Raw genomic sequence first — 16,551 nt, 5'->3', positions numbered from 1 at the left:
CCCATTTTTTGCTCTCCCATGAAACGCTTCACCCGCCTTCAGATTGTTCTCGCTTCCGCTCTGCTCGTAGCCGGAAGTGGGGTTGTTCTCAAAGCCAACAACCTCATTCCCAAGGGTTACAACACGCCAATTCCTGGTGATGTGTTGACGCCGGATTCGGTTCAAACCCGAATCGGTACGTTCAACTATTTCGATGGTTTTCCCGACGATGAAACCATGCGCAAGGCACGCCGTCAGGTGGACCTAGGCCGTGGCGTTCAGACATTCCTGAACTTCATTCCCGCAGCATCCCTCGAGATGCTCCACGTCGGTCACCGTGATGGCTATGGCTTGAAGCCAAATCGCGACATCGGGTTGTTCGAAGAGCTGATGAGCTCCACATCCCTCTGGCTCACTGGCAACACCGACACGGTGTACGCCTCAGCCTTTCTGGATCTCAGTGAAGGTCCTGTTGTGGTGGAAGTTCCCCCTGGCACAGGTCCTGGAACTGTCAATGATGCCTTTTTCCGTTTTGTTGTTGATATGGGCGGCCCTGGTCCAGATAAAGGTAAGGGCGGCAAGTATTTGATTCTTGGCCCAGGTCAGGAAGCTCCGGCGAGCACAGAGGGCTACTTCGTGGCCAGAACCCCGAGCAAGATCAACTGGCTGATCCTTCGTGGCTTCCTCGATCAGCAAGGCAAGCCCGATACAGCAAAAGCGGCATTTATGAATGGCCTCAAGGTGTATCCCTTCGCTAAAAGGAACAACCCTCCTGCCAACACGTTCAAGAACCTTACCGGTTCAGACGTGAACACGATCCATGCCAATGACTTCAAGTTCTACGAAGAACTCAATGACGTGATCCAGCGTGAGCCATCTGAGGTTTTCTCTCCTGAACTTCTGGGGATGGCCTCAGCAATTGGCATTCAAAAAGGGAAGCCGTTCAAGCCATCGAAGGAACAAAAAGCCCTGCTGACTGAAGCCGTTGCCATCGGAAATGCCACAGCGCGTTCGATTCTCTTTGCTCCCCAAGACCCCAAGGCCTACATCTACCCTGGGAAAGCCGGCTACTGGCAAACCGGCTTCCCAGGCGGAAACCATGACTATGTCGTCAATGGCGGCAAGGGTGGGCGTGACATGGATGGTCGCACCCTGTTTTTCTATCTCGCCACAGTGAATACTCCGGCGATGGTTTTGGAGAGGCCCGGTGTTGGTTCGCAGTACACCTTTTCTTCTCGTGACAGCAGTGGTGCCTATCTCGATGGCTCCAAAACCTACAAACTCAACATCCCTGCCAATCCCCCTGCGAAGAGGTTCTGGTCGTTTGTTGTTTACGACCCGCAAACCCGCTCCATGCTGCAGAGTAAGGAGATGCCCTACCCCAGCAAAAACAACAAGCGCAATCCCGAGATGGCCAAGAATGCCGACGGCAGCATTGATCTGTATTTCGGCCCTGAAGCCCCTGCTGGGAAAGAGGCCAACTGGGTGAAGACGGTTCCAGGAAAGGGTTGGTTCGGCATCTTCCGTCTTTACGGCCCAGGTCAGGAATGGTTTGACCGCTCCTGGAAGCTGGGAGCGATTGAAAAAATCTGATTGTTTTGACGATCTGAAATTTGTTTGGTTAATTCTCTTTTTACTGAATTCTTATGGCTCGTTCTGTTGATGTGGCTGTGATTGGTGGTGGTTTTGCCGGGATCACAGCAGCCCGTGACCTTCAAAAGCGGGGTTTCAAGGTCCTTCTCTTGGAAGCCCGAGATCGCTTGGGCGGTCGTACCTGGCACAAGCAGGTGAACGGTTTTGCGGTGGAACTTGGTGGAACCTGGATTCATTGGACCCAGCCATTCGTCTGGGCGGAAAAAGAACGCTACGGCCTTGAGATTCAGGAAACACCCGGCTGTGTTGCCGAGCGGATTGCGATCAAGATTGGTGATCAGGTGCATGACCTGCGCGAAGACCAGTTGGCTGAATTTGTTGATGGCTTTCATCAGTTTTTTGCAGAATCCAAGGCGGTTTGGGAGCTCCCTTACGACTCTCGTCACACGCGTGAGGCGATTGTTGAATGTGATGCTCTAACGGTGGCTGATCGGATGAATGCTCTGGAACTCACTCCCTTGCAGCGGACTGCTGTCGGGGGCATGCTCGAGATCCTTTCGATGAACCAACCCGCGAATGCTTCCTATGTGGAGATGATGCGTTGCTGGTCGCTCACCGGTTGGAATTACGAGCTGTTCAACGACACTGCCGCCCGTTACAAGTTCACGGAAGGGACTGGCGCTCTCGTTTCTGCGATTGCAGAGGATGGTGCTTTTGAAGTTGCACTGAACACGTCGGTGTCCTCTGTTCAGCACTCAGCGACCGGTGTGTCAGTGACAACCGTGAATGGTGAGGTTGTCACTGCCAAGCGTGCTGTGGTGACTGTGCCGCTGAATGTGTTGAACAGCGTTTCGTTTGATCCGCCGCTCTCTGCGGTGAAGCAAGAGGCTTCGCAGCTAAAGCACGTCGGGGGCGGATACAAGGTGTTTTTTGAAGTGGAGGGTGACCCCGGAGCGGTGATGACCCTGTCCCGCTCCACCGATTCACCCCTGATCGGCAGCTTCACCTACAAACGCGGCGAGCAGCATTCGGTGTTGGCCGGGTTCAGTCTCGAACCCGGTGCCCTGGAGAAGCCAGTCTCTGAATGGCAAACCATTCTCGAAGAATTCATTCCTGGTGTTCGCCTGCTCTCTACGTTTGGTCATGACTGGGGTGATGACGCGCTTTCCAACGGCAGCTGGTGCACCTACCGACCCGGTTGCTTCGAACGCTTCGCCGATGAGCTTCCGCATCACGAAGGTCATCTGTACTTTGCCTCCGGTGATACCACCGAGGGCTGGCGCGGCTTCATCGAAGGCGCCATTGCCAGCGGCTCGCGTACGGCTGTGAATGTGGCTGACAGCCTGACTTCTCAGGCTGCTGCATCAGTCAAACAGCCAGCGCAGGCCTAGGTTCACGCCGCTTTGATCAACGCTGTAGGAGTTACCACCGCCTCCGGCATAGTCAAGGCCGAAATACTTGTAGGAGAGTGAGATCTGAGCTGAGTTTCCTAGCGCATAGGCAATGCCTGCCTGGGCGGTTCCACTCAGATCCTTTTCTCCGCTCAGCCCGAATCCACCTGCGTCAAGGTAGGCAAAGGCCTGCCAGTCCTCACTGATGGCATAGGTGCCATAGACACCAATCAGCGGTTGCACCCAGGTGTTGCCGAAATTTTCACTTGAGGATTTCTCCAATTTGCGGCTGAGTTCTCTGTTGACGCGTACTCCCTCAACGGAGAGTGTTGTCTCGTTGTTCAGCGTGAAGTTGGTGCGAACGTTGGCGTCAATGATCCTCGCTCCGACAAGTCCAAGAAAGCTGCTGCTCCCTTTTTCCATGCGAGGTTTCTGGATCGCACCCCCGCGGTAACGGAAAGCCAGATCAACGATGGTTTGATTGGCCTCTACATCGAGATCAAGATCGCCTTCGACACGAAGAGTGCGTTTTCGAAGAGCACTTGGAAGATCCAGTCGGTTTCGTAAGGGATTGTTGGTTTCGTTGTAGAAGTTTGCGGATTGGCTATCCGACAAACTGCCGCTGTAGATCCCTGCCATAAACCCCAAGCGTCCATATTCCACCTGAGCTCTGAAGGTCAGTGCTTTATCGAGCTTGTCGATGACCTCGGAAAGTGGTAGTTCTGAGTCTGTTCTGTTGCCATTGACTTCTGACGTCGTGTAAGTCGTCGGCACCAAAAAGGCATAGAGATCAAGATAGACCCGCCAGGAGTCTTCCTCATCTTCCTGAGATTCTTCCTCATTGTTGACTGATTCAGCCTGGCTAAGCACCAGTGGTGTGCTGAAATCAGTTGCGTTCGCCTCGTCAGGAGTGCTTTCGTCTTGTGGCTTCGCTGCAACCTCCACACTTAGGACGCTCAGTGTCGCAAGAAGGGCCAAGGATAAAGCTCGCATCACAACAGAGGTTGAATTCGCAAACGGTAGGGACGGCTTGGAATCATTGCTTCTCAAAATGGTCCCATTTGTGCAGAATTATTCCGGACAGGATTTGACCTTGCTGCCCAACTGGTCCCCTCGTTTGTTGTGGTTGTGGCGATGGAGCAACATCAAACACTGTGATGACTCTATTGACGGCTAACCTCAAAGCGCTCCAGAATTATTCTGATTGATTGAGTCATTGGATTCAATTCATCGAGTTTGTTGAATCTTGTTATGAGCATGAGTGATCAGCGCGGTCAGATGGTTGTTATCCCTGCCGGGACGTATCGCGTCGGTTCAGAGTCGTTCTATCCAGAAGAGGCTCCAATTCGATCCATTCAATTGCAGTCGTTTGTGATCGATGTGGCGCCTGTCACGAATGCCGAGTTTGCTCGGTTTGTTGCCGATACCGGCTATCAGACGGTCTCTGAAAAGCCGCCTGATCCTGAGCTGTATCCCAACCTGCCCCCAGAGCAGCAATGCCCTGAATCGGCAGTCTTCACACCGCCTCCAGCGAGCGTCGATCGCAGCCAACCTCTTTCTTGGTGGGCCTTGGTGGAAGGTGCGGATTGGCGCCATCCCCAAGGACCAGATACCACCATCGACAATCTCATGGAACATCCGGTGGTGCATCTCGCTTACGAGGATGCAGTGGCTTATGCCGAATGGGCAGGAAAGCGCCTGCCAACGGCTGATGAATGGGAAGTGGCGGCTCGGGGCGGCCTCGTTGGGCAGGAGTATGCCTGGGGTTCGGAGATGACCCCCGAAGGCCAGTGGTTAGCGAATGTCTGGCAAGGTCCGTTCCCTTGGATTAATGAGCAGACCGACGGCTGGTTCTGGACCTCTCCTGTCGGCAGTTTTCCTGCTAATGGCTACGGATTGGTCGATATGTGCGGCAACGTTTGGGAGTGGACGTCGACGTTGTTCCCTGTTCCGAAAGGAGAGCAGGAACGGCGGATCATCAAAGGCGGGTCGTTTTTGTGTGCGGAAAACTATTGCCATCGGTTCCGGCCGGCTGCATTGATGGGCCAGACAACGGACACCGCCACGTGTCACATGGGTTTTCGTTGCGCAGCCGATTCAGTTTGATCGCTGTTTCAGCTGATCGATGATCATCAACGCACCGAGCACGAGGTGCAAGGAAGCGGCCGCCAAAACCATGAGTCCACCCGAGATCGCCTTAGCAATTAGAACGAATAAGAGCAGAGCCGCGACAACGTTGTAGATCGTGATCCCTCGTTGTGCCGACATTGGACAGGGCTGGCTCCAGCAGGCCACGCCGAGTCCGATCAAGGCCAGGCCATAGAGCTGGGCCAGATATGGCTCCGCGCCAATTGCTTTGGCTTGGAACAGTATCTGGACGATGAAGCCCGGAAGCAAGAGCAGCGTTACTCCTGTGATCAGCTCTATAGCAGCGGCGATTCGATAAAGATTTAGTTGATTAAGCATGTGTGTGGTGTTGGAATGGTTGTTGATGACTTCGTTAAAGATGACTATTTGATGGGATTTTGTTGATGTTGGCTATGGTGTTGATAGATCCTGATTCGGTGGCTGATCCATCCAGGGCCAAGTAGGCCAAGCACGATGATTGTTAGAGAGGTAGTGAGTCTGCTTGAGAGCATTCGTGCTTCGTCCAGTCCTCCTAGTACAAATCCGATGGCAACTAAGACACCGAATACGCCCGTAAAAGTTCCACTGAGTGCGCGAAGCATGTCCCCGATCGTGCGGCCTTCTACTGCATCAGGGTTGATGCCAATGCGACTGCCTGAAAAAAAGCCTGTAATCCCTAATATGATGACAAATACAAGGCGTTCCCACGGAGTATTGGCCGGACTAGTACCACTTTCGAGAACATTGTTGACCATCGTCGAAGCTGTTCCAAGGAAACTTCCTGTGCATAATCCGATGCCAGACCACCAGAGATTTGGTTTGCGTAAGCGATTGCGTAGCCTGCTCAATGTGATTAACAAGGTGCAGCTTATGATTAAGGATGGGAATAATGGGGTTGTCAGGGTGATGAGATAACTAGCCAAGGCAGTGACGAATAGAGCCTGAATGTCGGCTCCTCGACGAGGCTTCAAAGTGAGCTCGGCTTCTTTGTTTAAATCAGTGTGCATAAATCTGCTGGTATGTTCTTCGCTTGGTCATGCTTGTGATGTAGTTGTTTTGCGCCATTTCATGAATGGTGCAGTTCCAACCGCAGTAATGACGACGTAGCCCACAACCGCTGCCTTGAGATCGATGGCGTTGGGGGCCATGCCTTGAACGATGAGCAATGCAAGGCCTGGATTACGCATGGAAAGCACCAAGGGCAGGGTGCTGCGCTCGACTTGGTTATTTCCTGCCACGACATATCCCAGCCCAAGGCCAATCCAGGTGAGGATGAGCATCACGAGTGCACCTCTGAGGTTGTCGATCAGCATTGGCGATACTTTCGGCAAGGCCACGACCAGGATTAGGGTTAGGAGCACAAATAGAAGAATGTTGCTCAATTTCTGAACAATTGGATTCCAGCGTTCAGCCCAGTCTGCACACCAACGCCGCAATGACACGCCGAGGAGTAATGGAAAGAGTTGCACGGTGAAGACTTGATGAGCGACATCCTTGGCGTTGACGTTCCAGATGGTTTCCCCCGCTTCAGCTGGCAACTGAGAGACCCAGAGCGGAACGCTGATGATGGCAGCGCAAGCTGACCAGAATTGCAGCCTTGTCGCTAGTTCAGGGTTGTTCGCCAACTTCCTGCTCTTCAAGGCGATCATCGGGGCGCTGGGGCAGATGGCCATCAGCATCACTGCTGTTGCGATGGCTGGCGACAGCCCTTGTCCCATTGGGGTTTTTAGCAGCAGCCATGCTGCCAGGGGCATGGCTGCGCAGGTGGCGAGTAGTACACGACCAATTAGAGCGGGTCTGTGTTTAAGCAAGTCAAATTGCAAGCTGGGCAGATTGAGTCCCAGAGACACCATGATGAAGAAAAGGGCCAGAGAAATCAGGATGGACATTGAAATAAGGGGGCTTCAGGAGTAATTCGAGAAAGGTGATGTCTTCAGATCAAGCTGGATAGCAGCAGCAGAAAGGCCATCACTCCGATTCCAAGCACGGCTGTTGCGGTGGCAATCGAAAGTGATGGATCATCGCGGTAGAGGTAAGGGTCGCTACGCAGCCTCATCAGTTCGCGTTTGTGCTGACGGATCGCGATCAGCAGTGTAAAAATTCCGACTGAGATGAATCCCATTGACATCAGCTGGACACCGATGTCATGCCTGGAGTTGGTGTCACCTCCTGCATCTCGAATGGCATCGATGATTTTGTCGAGACCGAATCCGAAACTGATCAAGGCAAGAGCGGTTCGGATCCACGCCAGGGTTGTGCGTTCTGCTGCGGCTCTATTGCGCGTTTTGGCCAGTTCCGTATTGGCATTGTTCATCCGCTGCGGTGGGCCGGAATACTTTCTTTAAAGTAGAAACGCCTGCAGATCGCGTCATCCCGGAATGATCCTGATTGTGCAGGTTTGTTGTGTTCTACTTTTAGGAAAGCGATAATTTTTGTTTTTCGATTCACAATGACCTCAAACCTGCATTTGATTATTCATGGGATTAGCTGAACATGTTCTGACACATTCAGCAGAGGGATTGCGTCTGATTCTCGAATACCTTTCGATTCTTTCTGTTGCTGTTGGTCTTATTGCGGTTTTTTGCCCTGGTGGACCACTTCGCCTACGAGCCATTCCGCCGCGCCTTTTGCAACGAGGGCCGTTAACAGCGGCCCGTTTGACATTTGGTGGGTGGGTTGCCCTGGCACTTGAGTTTCAACTTGGCGCTGATGTGGTTCAAACCACAATAAGTCGCGAAGCATCTGCATTGATTCAGCTGGGTGCTGTGGCACTGGTGCGTACATTTCTAAATTACTTTTTGAGCCTTGAACTTAAAGAAAAAGAGCAGACTTCTTGACGAAGCCTGCTCCAGGGTATTGATAATTGCTCCCATTAAATGTTTGTTTTATGTTATTCGAGATACTCCACGTGCATGGTGTGAATGGATCCGTTGAACTTGAATGGCGCACGCTCGTGGTAATCGAGTGAAACAGGAGAACCGAGCGCCTGACCGACATCCAGACAATCATTTGCTGTAAACAGCACAGCTGCAACCCTCGGCACAGTTCCGTCGATCACCTGGGTGCCATTGAGGGATACCTTGATCGACAGCGGGCCTCTTGGGTTGTCGTCGGTGTGCTGGGTGACGATCTCCAGTTTGTGGCGACCGGCCGGCAGTGGCTCAGCAGAGCGCAGCTTGGTGCGTTCAATGATGAACAGGTTGTACTCATAAATGAGAATCCCCTGATCCATGTACAAGGTGAGGCCACCTGAATTGGCACCGAGCTTGTAGAGCACTCCACTGGCCGTCTCCGGAATCTCCATGTCAATCGTGACTTTGTTGTTGAGGCAACCAAGTCGTGGAGCACAGGGTTCCGGAATACGCGTGATGGTGCCTGGCAACTCCCAGGATGTTGCCGGCGGGGCAACCTTCAGTTCCGGGTGGAAGATGATGGTCCAGAGGCCGCCGCCAATCGGCAGGTTTTTGTATTTGGCCGATTCCACCAGGAACAGATTTTTAAGCATCTGCAACTTCTCTGGATGCTGATCTGCCAGGTTCTTGCTCTGACTCCAATCCTCATCGAGGTTGTAGAGCTCCCAGTCATCGGTGTCGGGTGACCAGGTGAGGATGTCGGGGTCGACACCCTTCACCCAGGGCAGCCGAGGCCCTACGGCCCCAGCTATCCAACCGTTGTGATAGATCGAGCGAGAACCCATGATGTCGAAGAACTGGGTCTTGAGCTGATCTGGAGCATCGGGGGCATTGAAGGCATAGGCAAAGCTGGTGCCGTGGATGGGATCCTGCTCCACGCCATTGACGATCTTGGGTGGAGTGATCCCCACCAGCTCATAGATCGTTGGTACAAGATCGTTGCAGTGGTGGAACTGCGACCGCGGCTTGGGATCCGGCTTGATGCCCTTGGGCCACTTGACCATCATGGGATTGCGGGTGCCGCCGAGATAGGAAGCCTGCAGCTTCATACCTTGGTAAGGCGTGCTGCCGGCCCAGGCCCAGCCTGCGTGATACATGTTGTCGACCAGCGGGGAGCCGAGCACATCCAGTCCGCCAAGTTCATTGAGAACCTCGATGTGCTGCTCAATTTCCGAGGCGACGGAGTTCTGAGCCAACAGCTCGGAGATGGTGCCGTCCTGGCCTTCTCCAGAAGAGCCATTGTCACCCCAGATGTAAACAACGAGTGTGTTTTCCTCGTAGCCCAGCCGTTCAATTTCTGAGACGATGCGACCGACTTGGTGATCGGTGTGTTCAGCAAAGCCTGCCAACACTTCCATCAAACGTGACTGGAAGGGCTTCTGATCATCAGGGATGGAATCCCAGGCAGCCAAACGGGGGTGGCGTGGCGTGAGCTGGGCGTTTTCGGGAATCCAGCCTTTGGCCTTGGCATTTTTAAATGCCTTTTCGCGATACGCGTCCCAGCCCCCGTCGAACTTGCCCTTGTACTTGTCTGCCCACTCCTTATTCACATGGTGAGGACCATGCAGGGCTCCGGATGCCCAGTACATGTAGAAGGGCTGATCGGGGCGGAGAGCCTTGTGGGTCTGCAGCCAGTTGATCGCGTCGTCGGCCAGGTCTTCACTGACGTGATATCCCTCTGCTGCTGTTTTTGGTGGCAACACCACTGTGGTGTTGCGCACCAGATGCGGCTCATATTGAGAGCACTCACCTGCGAGGAATCCGTAGAAGTATTCGAAACCAAGACCCGTTGGCCAGTTTTCAAAGGGACCTGCAGCCGTGGTCTCATTGGAGGGCGTGTTGTGCCATTTGCCCCATGCTCCGGTGGCGTATCCGTAATTGCGCAGCACCTCCGCCTGCAGTGCACAGCTTTCAGGAATACGCCCTGAATAACCGTCCCAGTCGTTGGCGAATTCACAGATCTGGCCGTTGCCTACGAAGGTGTGGTTACGACCGCATAGCAGCGACGAGCGTGTTGGTGAACACATCGCTGTGGTGTGGAAGCGATTGAAACCCACACCACCATCTTTGATCGCCTGAAGTGTAGGTGTATGAATTTCGCCACCCAGGCATTCCGGCATTGCAGGACCGGCATCGTCAATGAGCACCACAAGAATGTTGGGTGCGTCGTCTGGAAGTCTCTTGGGATCGGGTAGTGGGCTATATGTCGACTCCTGCATCGACGTCCCAGCCTTGCTGCCCGACGGTTTGGCAGGAAACGGCAAAATCGAGCCATCGATTGGTGATGTGTTGCTGTTGCCCATGGTTAAGAAGTGAGTCGAGCGTGAGCGGACAGTTCATAACTACCGGCTGTTTCAATCTCTGAATACGTCAGGGAAGAGAACTTGCACAGACGGGATCAATGGGTCTGGGAGACCACAATCGAGCTCAATACTGGTGATCCCGATTGTGCGCAGTTGAGCGATGCTCGACCCAACTCCGTCAATCCAGAGTTAAGAAGTTGAAAGTCCTAGGACCTCGTTGCTGGAAGAACTTCAAGGTATGCCAGATCCCATCAAAGTCCCCCGTTTGATCCGCCGTCTGACCGTTGGAGGGGGTGTGTTGCTTGCGACAAGCTTGACGATTGCCTGCATGAAGCAGGGGCAATCCCAAGCAGGTGTCTTCGATCGGACGAATCTCCCCATCGCTGAGCCAAGGCCTGAAAAGGTCACCAAAGTTCTGCCTTCAGAGGTGCCATTGCCCGCACAGTGGGAGGTGACCGCACCAGCCGATGCACCCAACGTGGTGATCATCCTTTTGGATGATGTGGGCTACGCGGCTCCTTCCGCATTCGGCGGTGTGGTGAACATGCCGACGGCGGAGAAGCTGGCCGACAATGGGCTGCGCTACAACAAGTTCCACACCACAGCCCTTTGCGCCCCAACGCGGGCAGCATTGAAATCTGGTCGTAATCACCACAAGGTGAACACGGGATCCATTCCAGAGATCGCGACGGGTTATGCAGGTAATTCAACCGTTGTGCCGGATTATGCCGTGCCGGTTGCAGAAATCCTGAGACTCAATGGTTACAACACAGCGGCCTTCGGTAAGTGGCATGAAACCCCAGGCCGTGAAACCACGGCTGCTGGCCCTCAAACCCGTTGGCCAACGCGTCAAGGATTTGAGAAGTTTTACGGGTTCGTTGGGGCGGAAGACAACATGTGGGAACCCACCATCCACGATGGTGTCACCGTTGTGGATGCACCGAAGAAAGATCGGTATCACTTCACCGAAGACATGACCGATCAGGCGATCGGTTGGGTTCGTCAACAGAAAGCGATCAAGCCTGATAAACCATTTTTCATCTATTACTCCTCAGCCGGTGCCCACTCCCCACACCATGTGGGCAAAAAATGGATTGATAAATATAAAGGCAAGTTTGACGAGGGCTGGGATGTTCTCAGGGAACGCAATCTAAAAAACCAGATCAAGGCTGGGATTGTTCCCGAAGGTACGCAGATGGCTAAGGCGCCAGACAGTATTCCCAAGTGGGACAGCCTCACCCCCCAGCAGCAGAAAATTTATGCGCGCCAGGCTGAGGTGTTTGCTGCTTTCACGGAGCACTCCGATTATGAGGCAGGCCGTTTGATTCAGGCGATTGAAGATCTAGGTGAGCTTGACAACACCTTGGTGATTTATATCACTGGTGACAATGGCGCCAGTGTTGAGGGGGATAGGACTGGTCATTGGAATTGGAACCACTACCTCAATGGTGTAGGAGAAACGCCTGACGAACAGGAGGCGAAGCTTGATGAATGGGGTGGTCCAACCACCTACCCCATGTATCACATGGCTTGGGCGATTGCCTTTAATTCACCTTTTGCACTTTCCAAGCAAGTCGCAGGTGATTTCGGCGGAACACGCAATGGCACAGTGATTCATTGGCCGAAGCGCATCAAAAAAGTTGGTGGTGTGCGCACTCAGTTCTCGCATGTGAATGATGTCGCCCCCACGATTCTTGAGGCGGCCAATCTGCCGATGCCCAAAACAATTAATGGTATTCCTCAGATTCCCATGCAGGGAACCAGCCTGATGTATACCTTTGACAATCCAGATGCCAAAGAAAAGCACAACACGCAGTACTTCGAGATTATTGGTAACCGAGGTATCTATCACAACGGCTGGATGGCTCGGGCTACCATCATGTATCCCTGGATGGCGCCCAAAAGAATGAACACGGTTGCGGCAGATGATGGTTGGGAGCTGTACGACACCACGAAGGATTTCAGTCTCTCGAATAATCTTGCTGATCAGGAGCCGGAACGCCTTGCGGCCTTGAAGAAGAAGTTTATGGAAGAGGCCATTGAGAATCAGGTGCTGCCCCTGGATGACCGCCTGCTCGAGCGTCTTGTCCCATCTGTTGCAGGTCGACCCACCCTGTTAGGTGATCGCACGTCGATGGATTTATATCCCTACGCATGGAACATGGTCGAAGACTCGATTCTTAATGTTAAGAACGTGTCGAATAGTGTGACGGCCTTTGTTGATGTGAAAGGTGGCGAAGAAGACGGCGTGATCTTCTCACAGGGAGGGCGATTCGGTGGTTGGTCGCTTTATGTTGAAAACAACAAGCCTTCCTATACCTATAACTACATGGGAGAGCTGCTCACCCTCACGAGCAACAAGCCATTGCCCGCTGGTAAATCTGAAATCCGTTTCGAACTCGACTACGACGGCGGTGGCACTGGAAAAGGTGCAGATCTTCGCTTGAAACTCAACGGCGAGGTGGTTGCTGAAGGCCGCCTTGAGAAGACGATTGCATCACGTTTTTCCATTGATGAAGGCGCTGATGTTGGTCTCGACCGTGGCTCTGCGGTCACGGTTAAAACCATTGGTCCTCGTCGTTACAGCGCCTATGGCGGTCAGATTGACAAGGTGACACTTCAGATCTACCCCAAGGACACGGATGCAGCCAAGGGCTAAGGACGCGTGTTACTGATTCAGTCTGTGGGGATGGCTCCAAGTTGAGCCATCCCCTTTTTCTTGGCTGGCCTTGATGATGCCTGTCAAACAGGGGCCTGCGCCAGAGCATGCTGTTGCATAGGCCCATATCCGTCATCACCGATATTTCCTGAACTGAGCTGGAGTACAACTCCATTAAGAGGAAGCATCTGAACGATTCATTAAAGAATCATCCTGTAGACGCTGAACTCATCTTTAAATAAAGCAATGGAGTTTGGACAATGCTTTTTGCCTTGTTGATCCCGTTCGTGCGGAGTATGGGACTTTACTGCCCCTGCGGCAAGGCATCTGGCCTATAAAAGTGCACCGGATTAATTTTCCAACCGATGACGACACTGAAGTTCAAAATATTGTCGTCGCTCTTCATTGCTTTGCTGGGTTCTTCGCAAGGTTTCTCTGCAAGAGCGCAGGTTAGTGATCAACCACTTGTCGCAGATCCAGCGGATTTTGATTTCACTCCTCTGCTTTGGACTGAAGCAACCATCGCTCAGAGTGGTTCTGATCAGCCTCAACCTGTTACTGGGAATGAGCCTGTTTCTGTTACTCCTGGAGAATCGAAGGCGAAGGAAGAAGGATCTCTCGCCAAAGCGGCTCAGAATCCTATTGCGAGTTTGATCAGCCTTCCGATTCAATGGAATTCAACACCCTCAACTCAGTGGGCGCCAAACGTCACGATTCCATCCGCTGATCCTTCGCTTCCTCCTGTACGCACGAACTTTAAAGCCAATCAAACGCAGAATGTTGTGAATGTGCAGCCTGTCATTCCCTTCAAGGTGAGCGATGGGTTGACACTCGTGACCCGTACGATTGTCCCATTCATTTCGCAGCCAGGGCCTCGGGGTACATCCATTCAGTCCCTAGGTGACATCAACCCCTCTGTCTTTTTTGTGCCAACATTGAAGGGTAATTTCACCGTTGGTGTGGGTCCAACGGTGGTGATTCCTTCGGCAACCGATAACCGTCTCAGTTCGAAGCGCTGGAGTGCGGGTCCAACGGGTGTTCTTGTTTACACAAAAGGTCCAATTGTTGCCGGTGGATTGATTAATAATATTTGGTCATTTGCGGGTGACGATGGTCGTGATGTGAATAAAATGTTGATTCAACCTTTTCTGAATTATAATCTTCCGAAAGGGTGGTATCTCACCAGCTCCCCAATTATTGCTGCCAACTGGAACCAAGCCGAAAACAAAGGCTGGACCGTTCCCGTTGGTGCTGGCTTTGGGCGCGTTTTTGTTTTAGGGACTCAGCCCGTGAATGCATCACTTAGCGCTTATTACAACGCAGTCAAGCCTGAGGTTGCTGGGCAAACACTGATTGGAGATTGGACTTTCCGCGCTCAGGTTCAGTTCCTTTTCCCAACGGGAGGTTAATCAAGTTGCATTCTCTTGCAATGTTTGACTAGGGTTTTCATGGAAGAGATTTTGATAGGCCCTGGCGAAATGTCCTCGACTATAAAAATTAAAATGTTTAGCGATATCTGAAACGTTCTGAAGCGCCGCCTCCGCTCTCGCGTCTTTGTTTCGCAGCATCCAATTCACTTGTTCGAGGCGGATGGTTTTGAGGAGCTCCATTGGGCCCATTTCGAAGGTGTCTTTTGTGCCTTGAATAAGAGTTCGTCTTGAGCAAAAAAGTTGTTTGCTGATATCGTCTAGTGTTAGATCTTCATTTCCTCGATCAAATCCAAGTTGGATGAAGTTTTTAACAAGTAATTGGCGTTGCGTTAGTTCAAGCGGATGGTAGTTGATGTCTTGTGTGCTCATCAATGAGTCAATAAAGTGGCTGATTATCGAGTTCCCGATTTGTTGTCGATTGGATAGGCTTGAGGCTGTATTATTGATTGACTGTTGAAGCAGGGTTTTGAGTTTATGGTGTTGGCTTGGAGTGATCTGTGCACTATTGCAAATTAGGAATTTTTCTTTTAGTTGCTCTGCATTGCAATGCTTCAGAATGGAATTAATTCTGTTGGCTGACGTGATTGCGAAGTAAGTTGTTGAATTTGCTGTAAGTTGAAAATGTGACTCCTTTAGGTTTGATTTGAATCCGTTGATTGAGTATTTGGGTACGGCTAGAGTGTGTGTTTTGTGATCGTCGGCCACTCCTGATGATTCCAGGCAAAAGCTCATGAAATCGGGCCCGCGATCTCCATTCAGGAGCAAGCATTGATTGCTGCTGATTTCAAGAATGGTGATCGAATTGAAATTGGCGCAAGTGAATCTGCCCGCTAATCGTCCTTGGCTCAGTTGAATTGCCTCATAGGGTTTGCCGAGGCGCTTCAAGTAGTAAGCCAGTTCGCTTGCTGATCCGAAGGAGGCAGACCAGGGAAGAGGCTGATCTTTAGGAAACCTTATGGTTTTGTCGGAATGCCTCCCGTAACAGTCGTTTCTCCTCATTGCTCATACCCTTCAGCCATAAGTTAATTTCCTAGTGGCCTTCGCTGGCCTGCTGAGTGTCAATTTTTTGAATGCACCCTTTCCGGCGTTGCTCCGATCAGTTTGTCGCCGGGGGATGCATCAGGCCTTCGGTCCTGATCCAGGCGCTCCGCCTCTACAAGCCCCACTGGCGTTGCGGGTTGAATGGTGTGATTCCCCTTCTTTCTGGATTGGTGCTCGAGCCTTTGGCTTGGCTCCAGACTGCTCTGTATTCCAAGCGCCTAGCGCAGATTCAGCCACCAGATGATCCTGTTGTTGTGATCGGACATTGGCGCAGTGGCACCACCTATCTGCATCAGCTGTTGGCGTCGGATCCAGCTGCAGCCACGGCAAGGAATGCGTTCACTGTGGCTCCGCAGGTGGCCCTTATCTTGAAGCCTCTGATCGTCGGCTTCTTGAATCGGATCATGAGCGTGCATCGTCCAATCGATGCTGTGCCTTGGTCTGCCCTGGATCCTCAGGAGGACGAAATCGGTCTCGTCCGACTCACGTTGGACACCAACATGGCCGGAGTGGCATTCCCTCGTTGTTATCCCAGGTGTTTTCGCCGTTATGTGCTGGCCTCTACGGCATCCTTCCGGCGTGAGCTTGTGAGGTTCACCAAGCTCACCTGGCTGCATGACGGGGTTGGTAAGAGCCATCTCGTGATCAAAAATTCAGCCCATACAGCACGTGTTCTCTTGCTCTTGCAGTTGTATCCCAATGCTCGTTTTGTTTTGCTCAAGCGTGATCCAATCGCTTCGATTCGCTCTCTGGTGCAGGTGAAGCAGCTTTTGGGGGGGCTGATGGGGTTTCAGGCTGTGCCTGATCAGGTGCGACAGGTTGAGGAAACCGTGGCCGCCCACGCTGAGCTGATGGGCGCCTTTGAGGCGTCCCGAGCTCAGATTCCTCCAGAGCAGTTGGTGGAGGTGGCCTACACCGATCTGATGGCATCACCCATCACAACGGTGGAAAGGATTTATCGAGACCTCGGAATCGGTGGCTGGCAACGGGCCCGATCCTCAGTGCAGGCGCGCGCGACTCAGGCGGAGAACTATCACCCCTCTCCAGTGAAGTTGAATCCCGCCGCGGAGCAGCGGTTGCAGGAGCTGATGGCCCAGCAACCGCCGCACCCCTAAA

At 52.6% G+C, this 16,551-nt stretch carries 14 protein-coding genes; 7 read left to right on the top strand and 7 right to left on the bottom strand.

Annotated features, from left to right (window positions below; all coding sequences use genetic code 11):
• Positions 1–18: 18 nt before the first annotated feature.
• Together ACLM45_RS05345 and ACLM45_RS05340 are read left to right on the top strand one after the other, a co-directional pair.
• Positions 19–1,572 carry a DUF1254 domain-containing protein gene (locus tag ACLM45_RS05345; protein WP_415410997.1) on the top strand — a complete coding sequence of 518 codons (1,554 nt, stop codon included), beginning with the start codon at positions 19–21 and terminating at the stop codon, positions 1,570–1,572.
• A gap of 53 nt (positions 1,573–1,625) precedes the next feature.
• The gene (locus tag ACLM45_RS05340; RefSeq protein WP_415410995.1) at positions 1,626–2,963 is read left to right on the top strand and encodes a flavin monoamine oxidase family protein; all 1,338 of its coding nucleotides are present in this window, start codon (positions 1,626–1,628) and stop codon (positions 2,961–2,963) included.
• On the opposite strand, the gene ACLM45_RS05335 is transcribed toward ACLM45_RS05340, so the two are convergent.
• Positions 2,937–3,941: an outer membrane protein gene (locus ACLM45_RS05335; RefSeq protein WP_415410993.1), complete on the bottom strand. Its 1,005-nt coding sequence runs from the start codon at positions 3,939–3,941 to the stop codon at positions 2,937–2,939. The two genes, ACLM45_RS05340 and ACLM45_RS05335, sit on opposite strands and share 27 nt — an antisense overlap.
• Positions 3,942–4,220: 279 nt before the next feature.
• Here ACLM45_RS05335 and ACLM45_RS05330 point away from each other — a divergent pair, with 279 nt between their 5' ends.
• A complete protein-coding gene (locus ACLM45_RS05330; protein WP_415410991.1) occupies positions 4,221–5,069 on the top strand; it encodes a formylglycine-generating enzyme family protein in 849 nt (282 codons plus the stop codon).
• Here the strand turns inward: ACLM45_RS05330 and ACLM45_RS05325 are convergent.
• The 4 genes from ACLM45_RS05325 to ACLM45_RS05310 are packed head-to-tail and all read right to left on the bottom strand — an operon-like array spanning position 5,061 to position 7,404.
• Complete coding sequence (locus ACLM45_RS05325; RefSeq protein WP_415410989.1) at positions 5,061–5,429, bottom strand: hypothetical protein; 369 nt, start codon at positions 5,427–5,429, stop codon at positions 5,061–5,063. The two genes, ACLM45_RS05330 and ACLM45_RS05325, sit on opposite strands and share 9 nt — an antisense overlap.
• A 44-nt stretch (positions 5,430–5,473) precedes the next feature.
• Complete coding sequence (locus ACLM45_RS05320; RefSeq protein ID WP_415410987.1) at positions 5,474–6,097, bottom strand: hypothetical protein; 624 nt, start codon at positions 6,095–6,097, stop codon at positions 5,474–5,476.
• Positions 6,098–6,124: 27 nt separating this feature from the next.
• Entirely contained in the window at positions 6,125–6,979 is an 855-nt protein-coding gene (locus ACLM45_RS05315) for a bile acid:sodium symporter family protein (protein ID WP_415410985.1), read from the bottom strand.
• 44 nt (positions 6,980–7,023) lie between these two features.
• The gene (locus ACLM45_RS05310) at positions 7,024–7,404 is read right to left on the bottom strand and encodes a YidH family protein (protein ID WP_415410983.1); all 381 of its coding nucleotides are present in this window, start codon (positions 7,402–7,404) and stop codon (positions 7,024–7,026) included.
• A 163-nt stretch (positions 7,405–7,567) separates the two neighbouring features.
• Between ACLM45_RS05310 and ACLM45_RS05305 the strand changes: the two genes are divergently transcribed.
• A complete protein-coding gene (locus tag ACLM45_RS05305; RefSeq protein ID WP_415410981.1) occupies positions 7,568–7,927 on the top strand; it encodes a DUF1622 domain-containing protein in 360 nt (119 codons plus the stop codon).
• Positions 7,928–7,980: 53 nt separating this feature from the next.
• On the opposite strand, the gene ACLM45_RS05300 is transcribed toward ACLM45_RS05305, so the two are convergent.
• Positions 7,981–10,305: an arylsulfatase gene (locus ACLM45_RS05300; RefSeq protein ID WP_006041881.1), complete on the bottom strand. Its 2,325-nt coding sequence runs from the start codon at positions 10,303–10,305 to the stop codon at positions 7,981–7,983.
• A gap of 217 nt (positions 10,306–10,522) precedes the next feature.
• Between ACLM45_RS05300 and ACLM45_RS05295 the strand changes: the two genes are divergently transcribed.
• Both ACLM45_RS05295 and ACLM45_RS05290 read left to right on the top strand, forming a co-directional pair.
• Entirely contained in the window at positions 10,523–12,964 is a 2,442-nt protein-coding gene (locus ACLM45_RS05295; RefSeq protein WP_415410979.1) for an arylsulfatase, read from the top strand.
• A 365-nt stretch (positions 12,965–13,329) separates the two neighbouring features.
• A complete protein-coding gene (locus ACLM45_RS05290; protein ID WP_415410977.1) occupies positions 13,330–14,373 on the top strand; it encodes a neuromedin U in 1,044 nt (347 codons plus the stop codon).
• Here ACLM45_RS05290 and ACLM45_RS05285 read toward each other — a convergent pair whose 3' ends face one another.
• Complete coding sequence (locus tag ACLM45_RS05285; protein ID WP_415410975.1) at positions 14,374–15,393, bottom strand: helix-turn-helix transcriptional regulator; 1,020 nt, start codon at positions 15,391–15,393, stop codon at positions 14,374–14,376.
• A 71-nt stretch (positions 15,394–15,464) separates the two neighbouring features.
• Between ACLM45_RS05285 and ACLM45_RS05280 the strand changes: the two genes are divergently transcribed.
• Positions 15,465–16,550, top strand: coding sequence for a sulfotransferase family protein (locus ACLM45_RS05280; RefSeq protein WP_415410973.1), 1,086 nt, complete (start codon positions 15,465–15,467; stop codon positions 16,548–16,550).
• The last annotated feature ends 1 nt before the right edge of the window (position 16,551 follow it).

It is taken from the genome of Synechococcus sp. A10-1-5-9 (assembly GCF_047716785.1).
In the GTDB taxonomy this organism is placed as follows: domain Bacteria; phylum Cyanobacteriota; class Cyanobacteriia; order PCC-6307; family Cyanobiaceae; genus Synechococcus_C.
This window is presented reverse-complemented; position numbering and strand designations above follow the sequence as displayed.